This is a genomic window from Bradyrhizobium sp. BRP22, from assembly GCF_020194175.1.
In the GTDB taxonomy this organism is placed as follows: domain Bacteria; phylum Pseudomonadota; class Alphaproteobacteria; order Rhizobiales; family Xanthobacteraceae; genus Bradyrhizobium.
The window spans coordinates 98,735-118,768 of record NZ_JADYVX010000002.1; the positions used below are offsets into that span (position 1 = coordinate 98,735).

Here is a 20,034-nt window from a genome sequence, read left to right on the forward strand (position 1 = left end):
TTCTCGCTGCCTACCAGGCCGCTGGATCGGGAAGAAAAAAACGTTGCAGGCGAAACGCCACGCTATTCCAGTCCCGCGGATGCATGTCCTCGATGAACGGCGGCAGGATGTCGGACAGTGCGGCAATGATGAAGGTCATCTTGCGCTCCTCAATCCGCACCTCGCCCTCCTGGTCGATCCGCACCGGATTGCCATAGCGGTTGATGTCGCTGGCCCGCGGCTCCCGCAGAGTGATCTCGCTGATCTTCTCACCCTTGTTGTTGCGGATCGGCTTGTGCAGCAGCTTGACGGTGATCGGCCATTCCTGCTCCAGCCTTTCCGACTGCTCGGCCGGTGACGGCTCGATCGCCGGCTCCGGGGTTGGCCGCGACTTCCTTTCGGGCGCCGGCTTCTCCGGCGTGACGTCGACCATCGGGCGCGCGATCCGACCGTCGACCTCGTCGCTGATAAAGCCTTCGCGCTTCGGGCTGACGTTCATATGCTGACCTCCTCACAGGTGACGCCCTCCCAGCGCACGCGCACCTGGCCATCGCGGGTGTTGTTCTCGAACCCGCCTTTGCAGGTGGCCGCGATCAGCGTGTACTGCATGTGGTTGGCAAGCTGCGCCACCACGGTGACATCGGTCTCGTCCATCAGGTCTTCCAAATAGAAGCCCGGCATGGTCGAGAGATCGGCTTCGATGTAGGGCACGCGCGGCAATTCCTGGTAGCCGTGCACGCCGTCCTGGCCGGCCAGCATGGTGCGCTCGACCGGCGACGGCGATACCGTGAAGTTGCCGCGCAGCGCCATTTGCACGCCATCCACCGTCAGGAAGGCGATGCCCGCAATTCTCTGTGCCATGTTCCCTCCTAATGGTTATGCGTTGGACGCGACGTTGTAGGGCGGCTGGTTCTGCCCGATGATGACGTTGTCGATGCCGCGGTCGTACTGCAGCCGGAATTGCGCCAGCACCGCAAAGACGCGCAGCTGGTTGATGAGGTCCGGCGGGTACAGGACGTTGACGCGATTGGGATTGTCCGGATCGCGCTCGACGATCAGGTAACGCTTGAAGTTGCGCAGGTCTTCGACAAGGCCGCTCCACATGTCCTGCTGATACTGCGCGATCAGCTCGCCTTTGATGATGCCTGGCGTGACGACCGCCTGACCGGGTCCGAACTTGGTGCCATCGTTGGCGAGCTTGTGCCTTGGGAATTTCGAGGTGATGGCGTGGCGCTGATTGCGCAGCAGCTTGGCCAAGGTGGCCAAGGTGGTCACCAGCTCGTAGGCATCGTCGGTCTGGCCGTAGAGATTCCACTGATAGGTGGTCTGCTCTCGGGCGATCATCGGCTGCTTGTCGGCGCCGATCTTCTGGATGGCGAGACCGTTCGAGGCCAACGAATTCAGCTCGGCAAAATTGAACCGCTCATGGATGCCGGCGGCCTTGACCTTGTTGAACGACAGCGCTTGCAGCGGGCGGGCCGGATCGTTGACCAGGGCGCGCTGGGCCTTGGCGGCGTAGGCGGCAGCCCATTCAAAGCACGGCGATGGCGACGCGACTTCGAAAGCCATGATCGATTCGACGCCGGAGTTGTGCAGCTGTCCGAACAACAACAGGTCGGCATAGGTGCCGCGCATGGCCGAGAACACATGACCGAACAGCTGACGCTGCCAGCCCCAGCGACCGTCGTCGGTAAAACCGAACTCCTGGTCCCAATCGAACAGCGAGGTGCTGTCGGTGTAGGGCATCGCCACGTATTCGAACGGCTCCTCGGACATGTTGTTGATGGCTTGGTCGAAAACGGGCGTGCCGGAGCCGCCGGTCAACAGACCGGTTGCCGGCAAAGTCAGCGCAAGACCAGGCGGCAGCTTCTCGCCACCGCGGGCGCCGTAATAGTTCAACGACACCGTGATGTCGTTGGTGAGAACGCCCTTCCACATCGCGGTCAAGGTGACCGTGCCGGTCACCGCCGCGGCCGTCACCGGCAAAGTATCGTCTGCGTTGATCGCGGCTGCAATCGCACCGCCGATGACGTCGATCGTATCGGTCGGTGTGATGTTGACCGGAACGTGGGTGCCGGCGATGTAGAGATGAATGGTGCCGGCTTCGTCCGGCGCACTGACCACGGTGATGTTCCCGGTCGCCGCCGCCGCGCCCACCGGCTCTGCCAGCGGAAGACCCCAGACCTCGTTGGCGAAGTTGTTGGCATAATAGGCCTGAAACATCCGCGACAGTTCGCTGCCCTGGCCGAACCGCATATCGGCCTGCGCCTGGCTGCCGATCGGAATCGGCACGTCAGGCTCAGCGTCGCCATCGGCGGTCATGATGCCGACCATCAGCGCACGCAGATTTATCGAGGGCAGGCCCGCCATCGACGGGTCGACCTCGACCCAGTAGAGGGGCACCTTGATGTTGGCCGGGATGTTGGCAAAGCTAATCGGCATTGACGCCTCCTCTCAAATGAAAAGCGCCGCTGGTTAGGCGGCGCTGTTGGGTTCGGATCGTTGGCTGTAACGTCTCGGGGGTGGCTTCTCTTCGCTCTTCATTCCGCTCTGCTCGAGCGTGACGGAGCCGTCGGCGATCCGCCGCTTGGTGAAACGATCGTTCGGCCATTCGCTCGAGCCCTCGGGCCGGAAGCCCATGCCGTTCGGATGCTTCAAGACCTTGCGCAGCTCATCGCTGGCTGGCACCACCCGCACGCCCTTCGGCTTGAAGGCCCGCAGCTTGGCGAGGCGTTCATTCTGACGCTGCTTGCGCAGCGAAATTTCTTTCTCAGTCATCTGCTTTCTCCTTTTCCTTTTTCGGGTGCAGGGGCGAAGACGTACTTGGCGTGCAGCTGTTGCCGCTGCGCCATCTCTTCTTCGGTGTCGCCGATCTTGATTCCGGTCCTGACGTCGATCTCGTCGAGCGTGTCGGTGATCTCAGGCCACCAGTCGGTGCGATAAAAGCAGCTCACGTCGTACTGCAGCTCGGCGACCGGGATTTCGTTGTTGAACTGCGCGGTGCCGAACACATGGCGGCGGGTGCCGCGGGTGATGCTTTCGATCCGCGTATTGTCGGCATTCATGGCACCGGTATGCGGATTGTAGGTGTCGAGCATGTTCATGATGTACTGGTCGCGCCACAGCCGCTGCATGATGTGCCAGAACGCAGCGTCGATGGTCTGCTCCGCGATCACCGGATCGTTGTGCGCGATGATCGCCGAGAAGCCGATGCGGAGGGTATGATTGAAGCGGATGCAGCCGGCATTGGCGTCGCCATCGGGCAGCATGGTCTCGTCGATGATGTAGACGCCGAGATAGGGGATCAGCTCGCTCTGCACCTGCAGCATCTTGTTTTTGCGCTTGGTGTAGTTGGCGAAATAAGGATCGGCCGCCAGCGCATCAAAAAATACGTCACGGATCACGAGCGAATAGCTCTGCGTGTCCGTAATGCCCATCGTTAGCCCGTCCTCGTCTCCACCTTGCGAATCTCCAGCATGGTCTGGCCGCCACCGTCGCTGGTGGTGTCCGTGATCTGGTATTCGCCCTTCGGCACGCCGTTGCAGTCGAGCGGGATGATGACGTGATCGTTCTGCTGCGGCAGCACACTGAACTCGCTCTCGCGGATGTCGAGGATCGTGCGCTGATCGGAATAGATGTGGCTGTCCATCCCCATCACGTCAGCGCCGTAGGTGTTGAGGATGCCGCGCCCTTGATAGCTGCCGGCGCCGGGCTGCGAGGCGAATGGCACGAACGTCACCGGCACTGCCCAGACATCGAAGATCGGCGACTGCAGCAGCACGTCGAGGTTTACGGCCACTTCATTGCCTCTTGCGTCAGGTTGAGCATGCGCTGGTCGAGCTGATCCTTCAGCACCTCGCGCAGGATCGGACGGTTCGACACCGGCTGCCGGCCGGGCTGCGGCGTCCGCGGCCGATAGACCTTCGGTCCCGGCGCCTGGTGGCCCGGCTGCGGTCGCTCGTATCGGCCGCGCGGCCAGATCAGGGTTGTCGCCGCGGTCTGGTTGCCCGTCGCCGTGACGGTCATGTTCGGATATTTGCGGCGCATGTCCTCGCGCTGCCAGCCGGTCAGCTCTTGCGGCACGGCCTGATGCAGATTGCTGACTTGTTCGGCGAGCGTGCCGAACTTCGTCACCAGGTTGATGACGTCGTCGAGCACGACGCTAAACATAGATCCTCATATACTTGTAGAGCAGCGCGTTGACGGTATCGCCGGCCATGCCGATCGGACCGCTGCCGCCCATCTTGGCCATCGCGGCGTTCACGTCGAAGAATTGCACGCGACTTTCCCGGTGCGAGATCGAGCGGATACCGCTAGTGAGCTGTTGCGCGGCTTGTGTGCGCGCCGAGCCGACCATGATCGCCAAAGCCTGCTTCAGGCCCGGCGGCGTTTCCTCGGGCAAATTGTAACCGCCGGAATAGGTGATCCGGAGCGGCTCCGACCAGCCGCCGAAGAACTGCAATTTGCCGGAGCGGTTCTCGAGTTCATAGCTCAGCGGATCGAGCAATGCGCCATCCAACCCGGTGACCGACTCGATGTCCTCGTCCGCGACCGGATAATGCGTCAGAAAGACCCGACCATTTTGCGTGTCATAAGGCGGCAGGTCACCGCGCCAGGTCTCCTCGACCTTCTCCTTAGCAAACACCCGATTGCACATCGTGGCGATTACGTCGGAATACTGCGTGATCCACATCGAAAGCTGCGGGTCGTCAGCCGTGTTAGTCAGGCTGATGCCGAGCATGGTCTTGAGTTCGTCGAGCGTCACCAGATCGTAGCTATCGGCCGGCGCCAGCACCTTGATCGTGATGTCGGCCATCAGCGTGTCTCGATGTGAAATTGCTCGAACAGGCTGCGCAGCCGCAGCGGCTCGATCTCGCCGTCGGACAACACCAGCGTGACCGAGTAATCTGCGGGATCGACCTTCCAGCCCAGCACGCTGACGGACGGCCCGCGCTCGCCACGCGGACCTGGCGCCCCCTGATCGCCCTTCTGTCCCGGCTTGCCAGGCTTGCCGGCGGAGGCGATCAGCTGCCAGCCATCGCCGGGGCATGGCCCGGGATTGTCTTTGCGGGCGATGAAGCTGGAGCCGTTCAACGCGACGATGTTGAAGGCGCAATAAATCCCGCCATCGCGGTAAGTGCCGACGATTGTCGGCATCACGGCATCGCGGCCATCGCGGCCGGCGGCAGCCAGACAGATCCAATCCTTGTGCGGCGGCTTCTGCGCCGTGTCTTTCTTCGCTTGCCAGGTGCCGCCATCGCAGAAAACGACGTCGCCTGCATAGGAGACGCCATCTTCGGCCCAGGCACGGACCATCGGCAATTCACCGGTCTCGCCCTTGTCACCCTTCTCGCCGCGCTCGCCTTGGACGCCGTCGCGCCCGTCTTCACCGCGCTCGCCTTGGGGACCTAGTTCGCCTCGCGGACCTATCGGCCCCGGCTCGCCCGCCGCACCGGGTTCGCCCTTTTCGCCGCGCTCGCCTTGGGGACCTGGTTCGCCTCGCGGACCTACCGGCCCCGGCTCGCCCGCCGCACCGGGTTCGCCCTTTTCGCCGCGCTCGCCTTGGGGACCTGGTTCGCCTCGCGGACCTACCGGCCCCGGCTGGCCCGCCGCACCGGGTTCGCCCTTTTCGCCGCGCTCGCCTTGGGGACCTGGTTCACCTCGCGGACCTACCGGCCCCGACTGGCCCGCCGCACCGGGTTCGCCCTTTTCGCCGCGCTCGCCTTGGAGACCTGGTTCACCTCGCGGACCTACCGGCCCCGGCTGGCCCGCCGCACCGGGTTCGCCCTTTTCGCCGCGCTCGCCTTTTTCACCGGGGACACCTTGGGCGCCGCGAGCGCCCTGCTCGCCCGGCTCACCTTGCGGCCCTTGCTCGCCGCTTTCACCTTGTTCGCCTTTTTCGCCATCTTCGCCTCGCTCTCCTTGTTCGCCCCGTTCTCCGCGTTCACCCTGCGGGCCCTGTTCTCCGCGCTCGCCAGCTTCGCCTGGCTCGCCGGGCTCACCCTGTTGTCCTGCCGGCCCCGGCTCGCCGCGGGGGCCCGCTGGGCCGGATTTTCCCTCCGGCCCGGTCTCACCCGCCGGCCCCGGTAAACCCTGCTCCCCGGATTCCCCAACCGCGCCTGGCGGGCCTGCCGGTCCGGGCAAACCCTGCTCCCCTGGGATTCCTGCGGGACCAGGATCGCCTTTTTCGCCGACGGGCCCGATCGGCCCACGCTCGCCCGGCGCGCCGTCCTTCAGTTCGGCCAGTCGTGTCCTGACCAGCTCAGCCATCTCAGTGCGGAAGGCGGTGAACTCGGCGCGCAGCTCCGCGATGACAGTCTCGGCTTTCGAGATCGCGGTCTGCGCCTGCGCTTCAATCAGCGCGCGCTCGCGCTGCCATTGCCGCCGCTCGATGTCGAGCGCATCACCGAGCACCTCGCGCCATGCATCAAGAAGACACTCGGCGGCCGGCGCGGTCGGCGGCTCTAAATAGGTTTCGGACTTCCCGTTGGATTGCATCGCGATTGCCCTTCTCGGGAGACGGCGGCGGCATTGGTTCAGCCGACGGCGGCGCGTTTGGCGACGGCGCCGCGGGGATCGCAGCCGCCGCCGACAGCGGCACGACTTGTTGCTGGACGCGTGGCTCATCGCCGTAAGGAACGGCATCGAGGCCCTCGCTCTGACGGGCCTCGTTGGGTGCATAGATGCCGCCCTGTACGCCGCGCGCGAGCGCCTCGATCCGATCCTTCAGCGCCGACCGGAGCAGCGCTTGAGTATCGAATTCGATGTATTCGTCCGGCTGGCCCTTCAGCGCGAACAGCACGCCGAAGGCTTCCTCGATGTGATTGAGCGCGAAGCCGAGACCGGAGGCGATCCAGCTCTGCATCAAAAGCTCGGTCGACGAGTAATTGGTGCCGCCGAGGCCGAGGATCTGCAACGGGATCCGGAACGCCAGCGCGATGTGCTCATTCGACAGCTTGAGGATCTCGGCGGTGGCGGCGTCTTTGCCGCCGACCGACCACGGCTGCACCTTGAGGCCTGCGGTGAGGATTGGCGTGCCGCCCTGATGCAGCTGCCTGGCCTGGTCGTTCCAGCGGTCGCGCAGCGCCTGCACCTGGTCCTTGTCGAGCTTCAGATCCGTCGACAACACTGCGCTTGGCCGCGCTTCGTTCAAGTAGAACGCCATCTGTTGCTTGGCGATGGCGGCACCGACACCGATGTCGTCATAGGCGGCGACGACCGGTGATTCGCCGACCAGCGGCACCGGAAACCGATGGTGCACCGTGTGCAGCCGGATGTGCAGCACGTCGCGCGCCGGCACCAGCAGCGCGGTCTCGCCGAGCTTTTGCTGGATCACGTCGTTGCCGTAGAGCTGATAAAAGATTTCGCCGTTGTCCGCCAATCGCGGATGCGACAGCGTCGAATTCATCAAATGCAGCTCGTCGATCTCGTAACGGTCGTTGCGCAATCCGAGCGCATAGGTATTGCCGTCGAGATACAGCGAACGGGTCGCGTTCAGCAGGAAGTCGGAAATCGATTGGTATTCGTTGGGATGGCGCAACAGGCGGGAGACAGCCGAGTTTTTCACCCGCTCCCGTCCGCCCTTGCTATTCAGCCGCCAGTGATCGCCGGGGCACATCGCCACCGTTTGCGAGTAGGCCGAGACGCACGCCTCGACCATCGCTGATTGGGTCGATGGCCCGACGACATTGTAGCCATTCTGCCACCAGTTGATGCTATCGCCGACGCCGGCAGGCAACCACCCGCCGGTCACCGGCAAATACCAGGGTCCGGGGCGATACTCGCCCTCGGCCTTGCCAATCAGGCGACCAGCTGCCCGTGACAGCCAACCACGCACCGTCATTCGTGACTTGGCGAGGAGGCCCTGGTGCTATAGCTGCTGCGCTGCGCCGATCTGTCCGCCTCCACCTGACGCTTCTGATGGTCCGCGGATTTGCGCGCCGCACCAGGCTGATGTGGATCAGGGCCGCTTCCATCATCCTCGTGCTCGCCGACATAGACGCCGAGCCGCACCAGGTCGTTCTCCTCCTGGGTCGGTGTCGGCTTGGCTTTGGCCTTGCGCTCACTCTCCTTGTCGCGGGCCTCGCGCGCTTCGGCGAGTTTCTTCTTGGCCGCTTCCCTCTGCTCGTTGGCTTGATCGGTCATCGTTTGGTCTCCTCTGGTTGCACGGCCGTAAACGTGAATTTCTGAGTGGTGCTGTCGCCTTTCAGGCCGCGCACCAGCACATCGTAAGTCGCGGCAACATCGCCAGTAACCGAGCACGTCGCTTCGCTCGAGGACACCACCGTCGTCGCGCACTCGCTGCCGTTGAAGACGATCTTGCAGTCCGGCCCAAAATTCGCGCCGGTCGCCGTCAAGGTTAGCGTTGCCGGCGCCACGGCTGTGGTTGGATTGATGCTTGCCAACGTCGGCGGTGGAAGCTCAGGCGGACTCGGCTCGGTCGGATCCGGAGAGCTGGGGTCGATCGGGCTGCCGTCATAAGTTTTTTCCAAAGGGATACGGATCACGACAGCCATGTCGTTTTCGAACTGCGTCGGAGTCGGTTGAACGTCCGATGCATCAAGGGCAGCTTCGAGCATCAGGCGCCTCAGCTTTCGGTCCTCGGCCAGTTGCTGCCGCGCTTCTTCTTCAATGCGGTCCATTGTTCACATCCCTCAAAAACAAAAGGGCCGCACACGTTGCGGCCCCTTGTGTCGTCTACCAGGTCACGCCCTGCACCCAGGCCACAACACCGCTCCGGCGCAGCGTCCAGTTGATCGGCAGGATCAGCCGCAGTGCGAGGCTGTCGGTCTGCCACATCGACTTGACTGGAGCGGCCACCACTGGAGGCGTGCCAGCCGTGCCGATATCGGCCGGCGTGGTGTCCTCCATGTGCAAGGTCGCCTGATCCGAGATCTCGAACCGCGGGCCTTCACCGCCGACCGAGCAGAAGTCCGCCGCATCGACCGCGATCACCGTGCCAAGCGGCACCGTGCCGGAATCGATGATCGGCCAACCCTGTAGGTTGCCGGCCGCGATCTGGGCCTGGAACGGGAAGGCGCCGACGCCCGGAGCCGCAGTAAGACCGGCGCTCATCACCTGCTGCGGGTTCATCAACCAGGCCGGCTTACGCACATTGCCCATCGTCGCACTGAGCAAGGCGCCGCTGACCTGCTTGATGTCGCCAACCAGCGCATTGAAGCCGCCGCCAGCGGTCGCCGGCAAAGCCGCCACACCGTTGAGGATTCCCGCCGGCCGGATCGTGGTCGCCGGGTTGGTGTCGAGCAACACGCTGTCGAGCGAGACCGCGGTGTCTTCCTGGATCGCGTTGCGCAGCAGCCCTTCGATCGCAGGCACGCTGTGCTCATCGATCTCCCGGGTCCAGGTGGTGATCACCGCCATCTTCTTCGGCGTCAGGGTCGCCGCCGTGAACGCCGCCTGGCGCACCGGAATCGGCAGGCCTTCACCGACGAAGGAGCCGGCAACCGTCGGCGTCCGGCTCCGGGTCGGAATGATGATCCGGCCATTACGACCGAACGTCAGGCCGAGCCCCATGCCCGCCAACCGCGGATAGATCGCCTTGGCCTGCAGCAGCTCCATGAAGTCGGCGTTGATCTGCCCCACCAGCTCCGCCGCCCAGCCGGTGACCGTGGTCTTGGCCGGCGCGGTGGCAGCCCTGGTCGCCCATTCCAGCACCGCCCTGGTCATCTCGTCTTCGCCATAGATCGAGCGGCGAACTTGCTCGAGCGGTTCATGGCGCAAATGCGAGAACAACTGCACGGTACCCGCACGAACCAACAGATCGAGCGGATCCAGTTTCTTTTTCGGCATGTTGAACGGCCGCTGCTGCGACCGATCTTCGCCATTGCTGCGCGTCACGTTATTATGGATGACGGTGCGGCCACCATCATTGCTGGTCAGGGCCAGATTCCGTTCGGACGCCCGCAGCTGTTCAAGGCTGCGCTCTTCCTGCGTGATCCTGGCGTTGAGATCCCTGGCGATCTCGAGCTGCTCGTCGCTGACGTTTTCATCGTCGACGCTGGCGAAATGCTCCGTCAGCTTGTCGCGGAGATCGACCAGGCGACTTTCCGCAGCGGTAATGCGTTGGCTAAACTGTTGAGCAAGGGACATCGTCGTGCCCTTTCCATCACTCCCGTATGACCGATTGGCTTGCCCGCCGTTGAGCCCGCGCCGCTCGATGCCGTCTCTGGTGCCTTGCCCGGCGAAAACGAGATCGATGGTTGCGGGAGAAATTTTCAGTGACTTGGCCACCGCCAATGCGTTGGGGTTGGCCGGCACGGCGACCAGCGAGGTCTCCACCAGTTCGCTCTTGGTGAAGATGCTGCCGCCGAATCCTTGTTCGTCTTTTTCGTTGCGCGATCGACGCTGCATCGGCCGGAAGCCGACGCTGACCGCGCAGAGGATGCCCGCACGGACCAACCTGATGATTTCATCGATCCTGGGCGAGGTACCTTCCGGCGCCAGCTCAAGGTGGCCGCGCAGCGCCTTGCCCTCGACGCGCAGGTTCTTCCATTTGCCGATCGGAAAATCGCTTTTGTGGTTGAACAGCGCGATCGGATTGCGCTTGAAGTTCTCAAGATCCCAGCCGTCCGACAGGATGATGTCGTCCATGCGGTCCGGCGTTTCATCAGACAGCACGAAGTCCATGCCGTTGACGGTCTCGGCGTGGGTCTTGTGCACGACGCCTTTCGCCGCGCGGTTCTCCCAGAGGAGCTGGCATTCTTCTTGATCGCCAATTTCTTCGAGACAATCGGACATGAACTCGCTCCGATTGTCGTAGTCCTCGGGGTCGACCTGCTTGGCGGTCTTGTTCTCGCGCCAAATGTTCAGGCAGGCGGCGACGGCCTGCTCCTGCGGTCGCTTGTCGGCGCCCTCGCCGATCATCTCGGGAACGCACCTGGACATGAACTCGCTCTGGCTTTCGCCCTGGTGCGGTGAAATCGGCATAGCTCCGCCTCCCGCCGGAGCCAGAGACTCCGGACGTTGGAAATTCCGCTAAAATTTCAGACAGTCAGCGCGCGAGAAATTTTCGCTTGAGGTCTTTGAAGCGCTTGGCGCGCTTCGCCTTCTTGCCCCTAGCCTGATGCTCCGCGGCCCAGCGCGCGTGGTGCTTGTCGCGGATTTTGTCGAACCGTTCCGGGTAGCGTTCCTTGGGATCGAGCCAATGCGGCAGGTGCTGCTGCAGCTCCATCAGCACGATGTCGATCTTGTAGGACTCGGGCTTGTTGGCCATCGCTATGCTGCCAGCGGTACTTTGTGGAAGTCTGGTGCCGTGCCTCGCCAGGCATCCCAGCCCTTCCAGGCGGTGCCGGCAACCACCACCTCGCGCTCGCTATGGACGTTGATGCCATAGGCCGGCACCGACAGCGCCGCGGTACGCGGCACTTCAATCCGCAGCACGATCCGGTTGGCGTCGGCGCCCCAACCGTTGGAGACGCCGGCATTGAGCGAGGTCGAGGCGGCCCCGTTGCGCACCACCTCCAGCGTCGGCATCAAGGTGTGGCCCTCGATCTTGCGGCCGGCCGGCAGATGCTTGAACCGCTTCGCGATCACCTCGGGTGGCAACCTGATGCCACGATAGAGCTGCAGGGTTTTGATGCCGCCCTTATCAAGCAAGTATTGCGTCACTTCCCATTTCGCGCGCACATAGGCCTTGACGCCGGCATAGCCGCCGATGTTCGGATAGTACTGATCGGCGTAGCGCTTCATCGCATCGGGGTTGATCTCGGTCGCGGTCTTGGCATTGAGCCGGCCCTCCAATTCTTCGGCGGTCGCGACCTGCAGCAGCATGCCGTTTTTGGAGGTGGAGCTGCTCTTCCAGGCGCCCCACAGTTGACTGTCGATATTGGCGAGCGCCTGGCGGCTCGGCACCGGCAGCTTGCGATCCTCCAGCACCTGCACGGCACGCTCGGCGGAGAGATAACGCGCCAGGGCCTGGGTGCGCTGATATTGCTCGGCGCTGGCGTTCTGCTGCAGCGGATCGAACTTGCTCGGCAGCGCCTCGACCACCAGCTCCTGCGGCGCCGCTGCGGTGTCGGCCGCTTCCTGGTATTTTTCGAGGATGTTGGTGTTGCTCTCGAGCCAGGCGAACTTTTCCGAATCGCTCATCATGCTCCAGGATTCGCCGAGGTACTCGTCAACGCTCTCGCCGAGGTAATCCGGCGGATCCATCTTGCCAGCCTGATCGTCGCCCTGCTTGTTGAAGGCGTCCTCGAGCGCCTTCTCGATCTCCTCGCGCATACCTGCGGTCAAATAGTCGGCTGGCTCCTGTGGCTCGATGCCAGGCAGGGTCGGCTGGTTCGGATCGTAGCCGGCCGGCGCCGTCAGCTTGTCGTCGTCCCAGGAAAATTCCGGATCGTTGGTACCGCCACCGCCATAGGCTTCGTAATCGATCGTCAGCGCGTCCATGATCTGCTGATCGGTGAACGGAAAATCCGGCAAGCCATCGGCCTTGCGGTCGTTGCGCAGATCGTCGAGCGTTTCGCTGACCCAGTCGGTGGTGGTGCCGTCGTTGAAATCGGCCGCGACCATCACCCTGGCATCGTCGGGCGCGCTTTCGCTGTACCAATTGTCGGTTTCGCTCTGCAGATAGTCGTCATGATTTTTGTTCTTGTATTCGCTCTCGGCTTCCGTTTGGTCGTCACCGGAAAGCGAGTCCCATTCTTCCGGGACGTAGGGCGCTTCTTCCTCGTCTTCATCCGGCTCGGTGACGGTGGATTCGCCAACCGCGTCGGTCGCCAGCGCTTCCAGCTCGGGCCGTGCCGCCTGGTATTCGCGCTCCAGCTCCTTGGCGATCTCCTGATTCCATTTGTCGCCGCCGACGTTGACGACTTCGGGGTCGGCCTGGACCGCGGCGGCTTCACCGCCACTGCCGCTGCTACCGCCACCACCGCTTGAGGTGAACTGACCGCCGGTCGGAGTGCCGGCGGGATCGCGCGGGTGCTGGCTTTCGTCCCACTTCTGCCGCAGCTGTTGCCAGCGGCTGGCGCGCTCGGCCCGCGCTACTTCTTCAGCTGCAGCTCGCCGTCGCGCATCTCGAACAGCGTCCAGTCTTGCAATTCTTTCGGCAATTCCATTTCCAGCTCCGCCGTCCATTCCGGCAGCGGCTTGCCCCAGGCCATCTCGATGTAGCTCTCCCGCGTCACCGAGACGCCGGCCTTCTTCATCATGTCGATAATGTCGTTCATGCTTCTTAAGTCCAGCTAGCTCTGCAATGGTTTGCTGCGTCGCCTCGAGAGTCTGCTTCGGGTTGCCGTGATAGGTCCGCCAGGCGTCCTCGATGGCACCAATCTGCTTCTTGGAAAGATTGCCGAAGGCCTCGCGTTTTACCACCCACACCGCCGATTGCAATTGACGCGGCTGAATCCCAAGCTCCTTGGCAGCCTCGCGGTAGGCCTCCGCATAGACCGGATAGAGCCCGCTTAAACCGGTCTTGACCGAGGCACCGGCGGCTTCCCAGCCGTCCGGTTTGTCGGCCTTGTCGGGCGCGAGGCCGAAATTGTGCAGCACCGGCACCGTCTTGTTGCTGAGCGAGCGCAGCAGTGCGGCGCCGACCGCGTGGGTGTCGATGGTGACGTCACCGTTGGCGGAATGCGGATCCAGAATGTTGTTGTAGAACGACCGCACCTTGTGCGCAGTCCCCATCGCCGCCGAGATGGTCGCGGTATCACCGTTGGCCTCCAGCGCCTTCACCGCGTTGGTGATCGAGGCCAGCGACTGCCACACCACCTTGGCCGGCGAGCCGTGCTTGTTGCGCGCAATAGCGCCGAGGGCGCCGTTCGGCAGCACGGTGCGGTAGTCGGTCGAATTGTGGGTCTCGTCGTAGGTCCGGATCCAGAGCGCCTTCTCGGCCGGGCTCTCCAGTTCGCCGAGGGTCTTGCCGCGCACCAGGTCGACCACGGCCTGGTTCTTATCCGACCACAGCGCCTTGGCCTTGGCGTCCATTGCATCGTCCCAGCGGTGACCCTGCTGGGTCTTGTAGGTCTTCATCAGCATGTCCGCGATGTGGACATTCTGATCCCAGTCCTTGGTCGGCGACAGCGCGGCGTAGACCGCGGCGACGCTGGCGTCGTTGAAGCCCCACAGCTTGGCGCGATCGTCGACCAGCGCGCGGGCGCCGTCGTACCAGACCTGGGTGTGCGGATCGGCGAAGCTGTAGAGAAATTTCAGGTTCGCCTTCATATGGTCGACCGCGGCGCGGCTCGCGGCATCGGTCGAACCGGCCATCTCTGCAGGCCTGAAGTTCGGATAGAAATCGGCGTTGCCGAGCAGTGCAACGTCGTGGGCGTAGCGCTTCGGGTCGAGCTTCATCGACGCGACGTCGGGCTGGCCGTAAGCCAGCTTGGCGCCCTTCGCCGTCGGCTGCCGGGACCCGATGGTGTTGGGGTGCTCGCCCTTGCTGCCCGGCAATGGCGTGACGCCGTTGGCGAGCGCTTTGGCACTGGCCGCGGTGACGTTGCTCTGGGTCTTGGCCTCGACCTTGGCCGTGTCGATCGCGGGCGCCGCGGGTGCCGCACCGCCATAATCGCTACCGCCAGCATCGGTCCAACGGCCGTGCTCATCGCGCGGCTGGCTTGGATCGAAGTCCCGAAAGAATTGCTGTTTGGCGCGCTGGAAGCGGTGCGCGATCAGCGCTTTGATTTGCGCATCAATGACGGACATTGCCCCGCCGCTCCAGCCGCTTCAGCCGTTCGTCGATTTCGTCGAGCCGCCGCAAAACCGTTTCGAGCCGCCGGCCCAGCTCGGCTTCCCCGGTCGCAGTGAAATGCAATTCAATCCAATCGCCGTCGCCGTTACAGCGATAGATGCCGATCGCGGCTTGATCCAACACTCGGTCACGAAGACTGAGCAGTTTGAGATGTTCGGAATGCTTCAGCGTGATTCCGGCGTCGAACAAGACTGTCTTGGTAACGGCGACGGCACATGCTCGGCCGTGCGGATCGATGCTGCCGGACGGTCCGCGGCCGAACGATTCGATGATGCCCGCGCCTTTGATACAGACGGTGTTGCCCTTGACGCCGCCGCCTTCCGGCGAAAGATCGACGAGCCTCGCGCACGCCACATCGACAATTGGCGGTTCACCGTGTTCGCAACGCCATGGCAAAATCGACAAGCCATTACCTCACCTTGTTCGCTGGGTGCCGTGGATCGATCGGCCAGCCGTCATCGTCGATGTCGCTCGAGTAGCCGTGCAGATCGATGCGCCGCTTGTGGATGTCGTGACAGTCGAAACAGAGCGACTGCAGCGGGCCGAGCCGAAACTTATTCCAGTCGCCATTGTGCGGCTCGACATGGTCGGCAACCCTGGCCGGCGTGACCACGCCGCGCGCCAGGCACATCTTGCACAGCGGTTCGTGGGTGAGCTGCAGCCGACGCAGACGCTGCCAGACCGCGGTGTCGTAGAAGTGCTGCCACTGGGTGCGGGTCGAGCTTTCGTCCATCAGCGCAGATCAGGTCCGCGCGGGATCAACAGCCGTCGACGGCGGCGGCCCCGTCGTTCGCTGACCTCGTCGCCATTGACGGTCACCAGCACTCCGATGTTCTCGGGCGCCATGATGCCCACCGTCACGACCTCGCTCGGCTCCGGCTTCGGCGGCTTCGGCGGCGCGACCCCTCCCGGACTGATCCATCGCACCAGTTCGTCGTTGTCGCCATCGAAGCGGTTGAGATCGACATTGGTGTCGTCGATGCCGTCGACTTCGCCGCTCTCCGAATACTGCCACAGGGTCCAGTGCGGATAGGTGCCGCTCGGCCAGCTCGGCGTGCCGGTCGTGTACTGCGCGAGCCAGAGATCGGTGTTCTCGGCGAGATAATCGTCGCAGTCGATACCAAGCTGCTCTTTCAGGAGATGACCGCTGTAAACCGTAACCTGCAGCCCGCGCGGATCAGCCTTCAGAACCTCCACCGCTTCGAGCAGATCCGGCAACTGAAGTCCATCTTCCTCATAGTCAATGACCATCCTCTCGCCGCCAACCGGATCAACCACCGACAGATAGAATTCCATCTGTTTGGCAGCGTTGCCCGGCTTGATCCAATGATAGGTGCAGCAGGCGATGCCGGCGGCGGTGGCGTTGATGTAATTGGCGGCGCGGTTCGGATCGATGTAGCTCGTCCCCTCGGTCGCTTTCATGATGCAAGCAACCACACCCTGCGCGGCGACTTCTTCGAAGTCCGGAAAACCTTGCCAATGCGAGATATCGATGCAGCTCGGGTGATCGCTCATGGGGATTTCTCCGCGTCCTCGATCAATTTGCGCACCTGGTCGCAGCTCTCGACCACGCTGACGAACTTGCCATCGCTGGTCGAGATCATGCAGCGCGCGTCTTGGGTCAGATGCTTGTTTTGGCTGCCGGGCAACGCCGCCCGCATCGTGGTGATCTGCTCCGGATTGAGCGCGATCTCGTGACCGTCCGGACCGTGCAGCAGCACCAGGCGGAGCACGATCAGAGCGATGTCCATGCGGCGCTATTGCATCCTTCCGGAGGTACCAGGGATGGGGCGCGGGCGGCGCGGCTCCGGAGGCCGTTGCAGGAAGATCGCGGCGGTGCACTGCTTCTTCGGCTTGCTGCAGTTGTAGCTGCAGATCGTGCTGCCGCAGGCCGTGGTGCACGTGGTCTTTCCCCCACACTGCGCCTTCACGTCGGCCGGCGTGGTCTTGATCACGGTGACGGCCGACGCTTCGGTGGTCAGGAAGCCGAACGCGGCCACAGCCACAGCAAAAACCAATGTCCGCATTTTTGCTCCCCCCTTAGTGATCATTAGGTGTTTGTGGTGTCGACCGCGACAGCGAATTCCCGACGCGCTGCCTGCGCAACCGGATACTCGCGCGTGCCAGACCGCAGCTTGAGGAACGCGACGGCTTTCAAGTACTCGGTCAGCGAAGCGATGACGACCGCCGAACCAGGCACCACCACCAGCGTGATCGCCTTGCCACTGACGTCGACGAGATCGTTGTAGCCGTTGCCGTCAGACGAAATCTGAAACGTCAAATTGGCCGGCGTCCATTCCGCAGGCATCGTGAAGCGAACGATGGTGCCGCTGGTGCAATCCAGGCCATCGGACAGGGACTCGCCTTGCTGAATGACCGGACCATTGAGAACAGCCAGCGCCATTGTCGTCTCCTGTCATCGCATGTACTCGCGGCGGAGCTTGTGGGTGATCATATCGGTGACGTCGACCCAGCCGATATCGTCGCGCAAATGGGAGGCCGCTATCGCGGCCTGCAGCGCGCGGTCGTCGGTGAACATCGGCTGGATCGCGCAATCGCCGCGATGCTTGCCATTCTCAGGCTCCTCGACGCCGTAGAAGGTTTGCAGCTTCCACCAAGTCATGGCCTCGACATCCGCATGTACAGCTCGCAGGCCGTGGTGGCGAAGTCGTCGGCGTTGAGCTGCAGCTTGTCCTGCGCCAAATGCACCGCGGCCTCGAGCAGCGCGGCGACCTCGACCGCGGCACGCTTTTCCTCCGACAGCGCCACCTCGACTGCGGCGAGCTTGCCGAGGATGTGGCTGATTACGTTGCTGCAGGTGATGGCGTAGGCTTCGGCGTCCTGCAGCTCGCGCTCGCTCCAGTCGTCGCGATCAATCATGCTGGCAACAGCCAGACGATCGCGATCAGCACGACCGCACCGACGATCAGCGCGATCCAGATCCTGCGCGTGGCGCTATCAATCGGTCCCAAACTCATGCAATTAAACTTTCAATATCGACCGGCTGCTCGGTGACGCGGTCGCGGGAACGCAGGCCGAGCATCATCGCGAGAGCAACCGCGCCGTCGATGCGGAAGCGCGCCTTGTCCTTGTCGAGCTTGCGGTTGCCGGCGGGATCCATCGTCGCCACCGCGTTGGCCATGTTCCAGGTCAGGCACGGATTGTGTGGATGGATCAGCTTGCGTTCGATCACCGCCAGCTCGAGCGCATCGATCGCCGGCCCCATGTCGCGGTAGCCTTGGCCCCACGGCACCATGCGCAGGCCGTCCTCGTGGCTCTTCGCAGCTTCGGCCCCCTTGTCCTCCCAGGCCGCCAGCCCGATGCGGTCGAACTCGCGCATCAGATCGGCGATGCGCCAACGGTCGTAGGCCAGGCCCTTGACGTTGTAGCGGCCGACCAGCTCGGCGATCAGAAGCGCAATCGCCTCGGGATCGATCGAGCGCCCCGCGGAAGCCAGCAGGTGACCTTGATCGCGCCATTGTTCATAGCGGTGGGTGCCGGCGCCGAAGTCGCGCAACGAATGATCGGCGAGATGATCAGCCGGCTTCCAGAAGAACGGCTGGATCCGCACCGGCTCTTCCGCGCTGCCGGCGACCAGCGCGGTCAGGTCGGCGACGCTGGAGAGATCGAGCGCCAGGTAAATATCCTCGCCGTCGACCAGCGCCGCGTCGTCCCTGGTACCGCCGCACGCCATCCATTCGGCGCGGCTAATCAGGCTCGAGATCGGCGAGATCCGCTGATTGAGAAAAAGATTTCTGACCTTCGGCTCTTCAGCAGGTAACCGCTTGGCCTTGCGCACCGCGGCGACGAGATCCTCGCGATTACGGAAGACGCCGAGCGCCGGGTTGGCCTTCAACCATTGCGTCTCGTCGTCAAGCTCGCAATCCTCGTCGGCGGCGTACAGGTGGCAGACGATTGAGGGATCGATCTTGCTGATGCCATCGTCGATCAGCTTGCTGAGCACGTGCTCGGGATCATTCGACTGGGTCGAGATCACGATGAAGAGCGGCTCCTCGCGGGCGCCGAACGCGGTGTCGAGCACGTCATAGAGGTCGCGGTTGCGCGCCTGCGCCAATTCGTCATAGATCACGACGCTCGGCAGGTAGCCGTGCTTGGTGCCGACCTCGCTGGAAACCGCGCGATAGACGGAGCCCGTGCGCCGCGCCACCATGGTCTTGGTCGAGGAGATGATGTCGATCTGCGCGCGCAGCTCGGGCTCGAGTTCGACGATCTGGCGCGCGAACTTGAACACGATCGCGGCCTGGTCGCGATCATTGGCGGCGGAGTAAATCTCGCCGTTGACGATCGCCTCAGGGCCGACCAGGTGCGCCAGCACGATCGCCGCGATCAGCGCCGTCTTCCCGTTCTTGCGCGCAATCGACAGGATCGCCCGCCGCACCGCGCGGTTGGCGCCGACATGCGGCTCATAGATGTCGCGGATGAAGTCCTTCTGAAACGGCTCCAGCTTGAACCGCTTGCCGGCGCCGATCCCAGATGGCACGGTCAGGCATTCGATGAAGCGGATGACTTTGTCGGCGCGCTGCGCCTTGCGGACAATCGGCAGTGTCACTCGTTCGCCGCAAGCAGCCCGTCGAACTTGCTCTTGGGCTCGTCACCCGACGCGGTGCCGGAGATGCGGGTGCGGCTCGACGGCGTGAAGCCGAACTCGACAGCGTAGCGCATCACGTGGAGCCCGGCGGTGGCGGCGATCTTGACCAGCGGGTTGGCGACCTTGCCGCCCATCGCGCCCTCGACAACCAGCGCGTGAAAGCGCGGGTCATCCTTCGCCATCTCGTCCAGCGCGGCCTCGGCGTCGCACCAGCGCGCGTAAGCGAGACAGTAGAGCGACAGCGGCCGATAGTCGGCGATGGTCAGCAGCCCGAGCCGGTGCAGTTCCGGCGCGATCCGATTCCACTCCTCGCGAGCGTCGGCCTTGTGCCGGATGTTGTGCGGCGGCGGCGGACAGGTCTCCTCCCGGAGCGGATGCAGCTCGCCCTTCGGCAGGGCATGATGCCCCGGAACGCCCCGGAGCAGCTTTAACGCTGTCGGCTTGGGTTTGGCGCCTCGTTGCATCGTGGAACTCCTAACGGAACAGGCGGAACTCTCCGGAATGGTGTCCAGATGCCGCTGAAGAGAAGATTTTTGCTGTTTGAGAATTCGTGCGTTACTACCGTCGCACCCGGCGGCTGAGTTCCGCGCACCGGGAACTCATTTAGTGCGGACTACACCGGGCCTATTTTGGAGCCGTCGCCAAATCTTTAATGATTTCCGTTACTTGCGACGGACAAAACTTTACTTTTCCACTGGGAACCGAAATTCTGGGGACGCTAATTTTGGAGCGCCGCCGC

General features: G+C 63.4%; 26 protein-coding genes. 1 reads left to right on the forward strand and 25 read right to left on the reverse strand.

Going from position 1 to position 20,034, the window contains the following annotated elements:
• Positions 1 to 10: 10 nt before the first annotated feature.
• Genes I6F35_RS02755 through I6F35_RS02795 form a run of 9 tightly spaced genes read right to left on the reverse strand, consistent with a single transcriptional unit; the run spans position 11 to position 5,295 of the window.
• On the reverse strand, positions 11 to 478 hold the full coding sequence (locus tag I6F35_RS02755) for a phage tail assembly protein (protein ID WP_225116113.1): 468 nt from the start codon (positions 476 to 478) through the stop codon (positions 11 to 13).
• Positions 475 to 840 (reverse strand): phage tail tube protein, encoded by a 366-nt coding sequence (locus tag I6F35_RS02760; protein WP_225116114.1) that lies wholly within the window; start codon positions 838 to 840, stop codon positions 475 to 477. The genes I6F35_RS02755 and I6F35_RS02760 overlap by 4 nt, the downstream gene beginning before the upstream one ends.
• A 15-nt stretch (positions 841 to 855) precedes the next feature.
• Complete coding sequence (locus tag I6F35_RS02765; protein WP_225116115.1) at positions 856 to 2,421, reverse strand: phage tail sheath C-terminal domain-containing protein; 1,566 nt, start codon at positions 2,419 to 2,421, stop codon at positions 856 to 858.
• Between the two features lie 33 nt (positions 2,422 to 2,454).
• Positions 2,455 to 2,757, reverse strand: a complete 303-nt coding sequence (locus tag I6F35_RS02770; RefSeq protein WP_225116116.1) for a hypothetical protein — start codon at positions 2,755 to 2,757, stop codon at positions 2,455 to 2,457.
• A complete protein-coding gene (locus I6F35_RS02775) occupies positions 2,754 to 3,416 on the reverse strand; it encodes a hypothetical protein (RefSeq protein ID WP_225116117.1) in 663 nt (220 codons plus the stop codon). The genes I6F35_RS02770 and I6F35_RS02775 overlap by 4 nt, the downstream gene beginning before the upstream one ends.
• Before the next feature lie 2 nt (positions 3,417 to 3,418).
• Entirely contained in the window at positions 3,419 to 3,778 is a 360-nt protein-coding gene (locus I6F35_RS02780; protein ID WP_225116118.1) for a hypothetical protein, read from the reverse strand.
• Positions 3,769 to 4,149: a hypothetical protein gene (locus tag I6F35_RS02785; RefSeq protein WP_225116119.1), complete on the reverse strand. Its 381-nt coding sequence runs from the start codon at positions 4,147 to 4,149 to the stop codon at positions 3,769 to 3,771. Before I6F35_RS02785 ends, I6F35_RS02780 begins: the two co-directional genes overlap by 10 nt.
• A complete protein-coding gene (locus I6F35_RS02790) occupies positions 4,142 to 4,795 on the reverse strand; it encodes a hypothetical protein (RefSeq protein ID WP_225116120.1) in 654 nt (217 codons plus the stop codon). Before I6F35_RS02790 ends, I6F35_RS02785 begins: the two co-directional genes overlap by 8 nt.
• The gene (locus tag I6F35_RS02795) at positions 4,795 to 5,295 is read right to left on the reverse strand and encodes a collagen-like protein (protein ID WP_225116121.1); all 501 of its coding nucleotides are present in this window, start codon (positions 5,293 to 5,295) and stop codon (positions 4,795 to 4,797) included. The genes I6F35_RS02790 and I6F35_RS02795 overlap by 1 nt, the downstream gene beginning before the upstream one ends.
• A gap of 165 nt (positions 5,296 to 5,460) precedes the next feature.
• Here I6F35_RS02795 and I6F35_RS02800 point away from each other — a divergent pair, with 165 nt between their 5' ends.
• Positions 5,461 to 6,069 (forward strand): hypothetical protein, encoded by a 609-nt coding sequence (locus I6F35_RS02800; protein WP_225116122.1) that lies wholly within the window; start codon positions 5,461 to 5,463, stop codon positions 6,067 to 6,069.
• Positions 6,070 to 6,406: 337 nt separating this feature from the next.
• On the opposite strand, the gene I6F35_RS02805 is transcribed toward I6F35_RS02800, so the two are convergent.
• From I6F35_RS02805 to I6F35_RS02880, 16 genes are all read right to left on the reverse strand, one after another.
• Positions 6,407 to 7,822 (reverse strand): phage portal protein, encoded by a 1,416-nt coding sequence (locus I6F35_RS02805; protein ID WP_225116123.1) that lies wholly within the window; start codon positions 7,820 to 7,822, stop codon positions 6,407 to 6,409.
• A complete protein-coding gene (locus I6F35_RS02810) occupies positions 7,819 to 8,124 on the reverse strand; it encodes a hypothetical protein (protein WP_225116124.1) in 306 nt (101 codons plus the stop codon). The genes I6F35_RS02805 and I6F35_RS02810 overlap by 4 nt, the downstream gene beginning before the upstream one ends.
• Positions 8,121 to 8,621 carry an IPT/TIG domain-containing protein gene (locus I6F35_RS02815; protein WP_225116125.1) on the reverse strand — a complete coding sequence of 167 codons (501 nt, stop codon included), beginning with the start codon at positions 8,619 to 8,621 and terminating at the stop codon, positions 8,121 to 8,123. The genes I6F35_RS02810 and I6F35_RS02815 overlap by 4 nt, the downstream gene beginning before the upstream one ends.
• Positions 8,622 to 8,676: 55 nt before the next feature.
• Entirely contained in the window at positions 8,677 to 10,926 is a 2,250-nt protein-coding gene (locus I6F35_RS02820; protein WP_225116126.1) for a phage major capsid protein, read from the reverse strand.
• Positions 10,927 to 10,990: 64 nt separating this feature from the next.
• Positions 10,991 to 11,212, reverse strand: coding sequence for a hypothetical protein (locus I6F35_RS02825; protein ID WP_225116127.1), 222 nt, complete (start codon positions 11,210 to 11,212; stop codon positions 10,991 to 10,993).
• Between the two features lie 2 nt (positions 11,213 to 11,214).
• A complete protein-coding gene (locus tag I6F35_RS02830) occupies positions 11,215 to 14,640 on the reverse strand; it encodes a hypothetical protein (RefSeq protein WP_225116128.1) in 3,426 nt (1,141 codons plus the stop codon).
• Entirely contained in the window at positions 14,627 to 15,091 is a 465-nt protein-coding gene (locus I6F35_RS02835) for a hypothetical protein (protein WP_225116129.1), read from the reverse strand. Before I6F35_RS02835 ends, I6F35_RS02830 begins: the two co-directional genes overlap by 14 nt.
• Before the next feature lie 4 nt (positions 15,092 to 15,095).
• Positions 15,096 to 15,419 (reverse strand): HNH endonuclease, encoded by a 324-nt coding sequence (locus I6F35_RS02840; RefSeq protein WP_225116130.1) that lies wholly within the window; start codon positions 15,417 to 15,419, stop codon positions 15,096 to 15,098.
• Positions 15,419 to 16,201, reverse strand: a complete 783-nt coding sequence (locus I6F35_RS02845; RefSeq protein ID WP_225116131.1) for a glycoside hydrolase family 25 protein — start codon at positions 16,199 to 16,201, stop codon at positions 15,419 to 15,421. The genes I6F35_RS02840 and I6F35_RS02845 overlap by 1 nt, the downstream gene beginning before the upstream one ends.
• The gene (locus I6F35_RS02850) at positions 16,198 to 16,437 is read right to left on the reverse strand and encodes a hypothetical protein (protein ID WP_225116132.1); all 240 of its coding nucleotides are present in this window, start codon (positions 16,435 to 16,437) and stop codon (positions 16,198 to 16,200) included. Before I6F35_RS02850 ends, I6F35_RS02845 begins: the two co-directional genes overlap by 4 nt.
• A 6-nt stretch (positions 16,438 to 16,443) precedes the next feature.
• Positions 16,444 to 16,713, reverse strand: coding sequence for a hypothetical protein (locus tag I6F35_RS02855; RefSeq protein ID WP_225116133.1), 270 nt, complete (start codon positions 16,711 to 16,713; stop codon positions 16,444 to 16,446).
• Between the two features lie 23 nt (positions 16,714 to 16,736).
• Complete coding sequence (locus I6F35_RS02860) at positions 16,737 to 17,090, reverse strand: hypothetical protein (RefSeq protein WP_225116134.1); 354 nt, start codon at positions 17,088 to 17,090, stop codon at positions 16,737 to 16,739.
• A 12-nt stretch (positions 17,091 to 17,102) separates the two neighbouring features.
• Entirely contained in the window at positions 17,103 to 17,309 is a 207-nt protein-coding gene (locus tag I6F35_RS02865) for a hypothetical protein (RefSeq protein ID WP_225116135.1), read from the reverse strand.
• On the reverse strand, positions 17,306 to 17,566 hold the full coding sequence (locus I6F35_RS02870; RefSeq protein WP_225116136.1) for a hypothetical protein: 261 nt from the start codon (positions 17,564 to 17,566) through the stop codon (positions 17,306 to 17,308). The genes I6F35_RS02865 and I6F35_RS02870 overlap by 4 nt, the downstream gene beginning before the upstream one ends.
• Before the next feature lie 94 nt (positions 17,567 to 17,660).
• Positions 17,661 to 19,256: a terminase TerL endonuclease subunit gene (locus I6F35_RS02875; RefSeq protein WP_225116137.1), complete on the reverse strand. Its 1,596-nt coding sequence runs from the start codon at positions 19,254 to 19,256 to the stop codon at positions 17,661 to 17,663.
• Complete coding sequence (locus I6F35_RS02880; protein ID WP_225116138.1) at positions 19,253 to 19,759, reverse strand: phage terminase small subunit P27 family; 507 nt, start codon at positions 19,757 to 19,759, stop codon at positions 19,253 to 19,255. The genes I6F35_RS02875 and I6F35_RS02880 overlap by 4 nt, the downstream gene beginning before the upstream one ends.
• Between the last annotated feature and the right edge of the window lie 275 nt (positions 19,760 to 20,034).

Bases quoted from the DNA above. Each gene is read 5' to 3' on its own strand.
- I6F35_RS02865 (WP_225116135.1), bottom strand. From the start codon at position 17,309: ATGACTTGGTGGAAGCTGCAAACCTTCTACGGCGTCGAGGAGCCTGAG.
- I6F35_RS02825 (WP_225116127.1), bottom strand. From the start codon at position 11,212: ATGGCCAACAAGCCCGAGTCCTACAAGATCGACATCGTGCTGATGGAG.
- I6F35_RS02860 (WP_225116134.1), bottom strand. From the start codon at position 17,090: ATGGCGCTGGCTGTTCTCAATGGTCCGGTCATTCAGCAAGGCGAGTCC.
- I6F35_RS02770 (WP_225116116.1), bottom strand. From the start codon at position 2,757: ATGACTGAGAAAGAAATTTCGCTGCGCAAGCAGCGTCAGAATGAACGC.
- I6F35_RS02815 (WP_225116125.1), bottom strand. From the start codon at position 8,621: ATGGACCGCATTGAAGAAGAAGCGCGGCAGCAACTGGCCGAGGACCGA.
- I6F35_RS02850 (WP_225116132.1), bottom strand. From the start codon at position 16,437: ATGGACATCGCTCTGATCGTGCTCCGCCTGGTGCTGCTGCACGGTCCG.
- I6F35_RS02795 (WP_225116121.1), bottom strand. From the start codon at position 5,295: ATGGTCCGTGCCTGGGCCGAAGATGGCGTCTCCTATGCAGGCGACGTC.
- I6F35_RS02840 (WP_225116130.1), bottom strand. From the start codon at position 15,419: ATGGACGAAAGCTCGACCCGCACCCAGTGGCAGCACTTCTACGACACC.
- I6F35_RS02855 (WP_225116133.1), bottom strand. From the start codon at position 16,713: ATGCGGACATTGGTTTTTGCTGTGGCTGTGGCCGCGTTCGGCTTCCTG.
- I6F35_RS02760 (WP_225116114.1), bottom strand. From the start codon at position 840: ATGGCACAGAGAATTGCGGGCATCGCCTTCCTGACGGTGGATGGCGTG.
- I6F35_RS02790 (WP_225116120.1), bottom strand. From the start codon at position 4,795: ATGGCCGACATCACGATCAAGGTGCTGGCGCCGGCCGATAGCTACGAT.
- I6F35_RS02880 (WP_225116138.1), bottom strand. From the start codon at position 19,759: ATGCAACGAGGCGCCAAACCCAAGCCGACAGCGTTAAAGCTGCTCCGG.
- I6F35_RS02765 (WP_225116115.1), bottom strand. From the start codon at position 2,421: ATGCCGATTAGCTTTGCCAACATCCCGGCCAACATCAAGGTGCCCCTC.
- I6F35_RS02805 (WP_225116123.1), bottom strand. From the start codon at position 7,822: ATGACGGTGCGTGGTTGGCTGTCACGGGCAGCTGGTCGCCTGATTGGC.
- I6F35_RS02830 (WP_225116128.1), bottom strand. From the start codon at position 14,640: ATGTCCGTCATTGATGCGCAAATCAAAGCGCTGATCGCGCACCGCTTC.
- I6F35_RS02755 (WP_225116113.1), bottom strand. From the start codon at position 478: ATGAACGTCAGCCCGAAGCGCGAAGGCTTTATCAGCGACGAGGTCGAC.
- I6F35_RS02870 (WP_225116136.1), bottom strand. From the start codon at position 17,566: ATGATTGATCGCGACGACTGGAGCGAGCGCGAGCTGCAGGACGCCGAA.
- I6F35_RS02810 (WP_225116124.1), bottom strand. From the start codon at position 8,124: ATGACCGATCAAGCCAACGAGCAGAGGGAAGCGGCCAAGAAGAAACTC.
- I6F35_RS02775 (WP_225116117.1), bottom strand. From the start codon at position 3,416: ATGGGCATTACGGACACGCAGAGCTATTCGCTCGTGATCCGTGACGTA.
- I6F35_RS02845 (WP_225116131.1), bottom strand. From the start codon at position 16,201: ATGAGCGATCACCCGAGCTGCATCGATATCTCGCATTGGCAAGGTTTT.
- I6F35_RS02785 (WP_225116119.1), bottom strand. From the start codon at position 4,149: ATGTTTAGCGTCGTGCTCGACGACGTCATCAACCTGGTGACGAAGTTC.
- I6F35_RS02820 (WP_225116126.1), bottom strand. From the start codon at position 10,926: ATGCCGATTTCACCGCACCAGGGCGAAAGCCAGAGCGAGTTCATGTCC.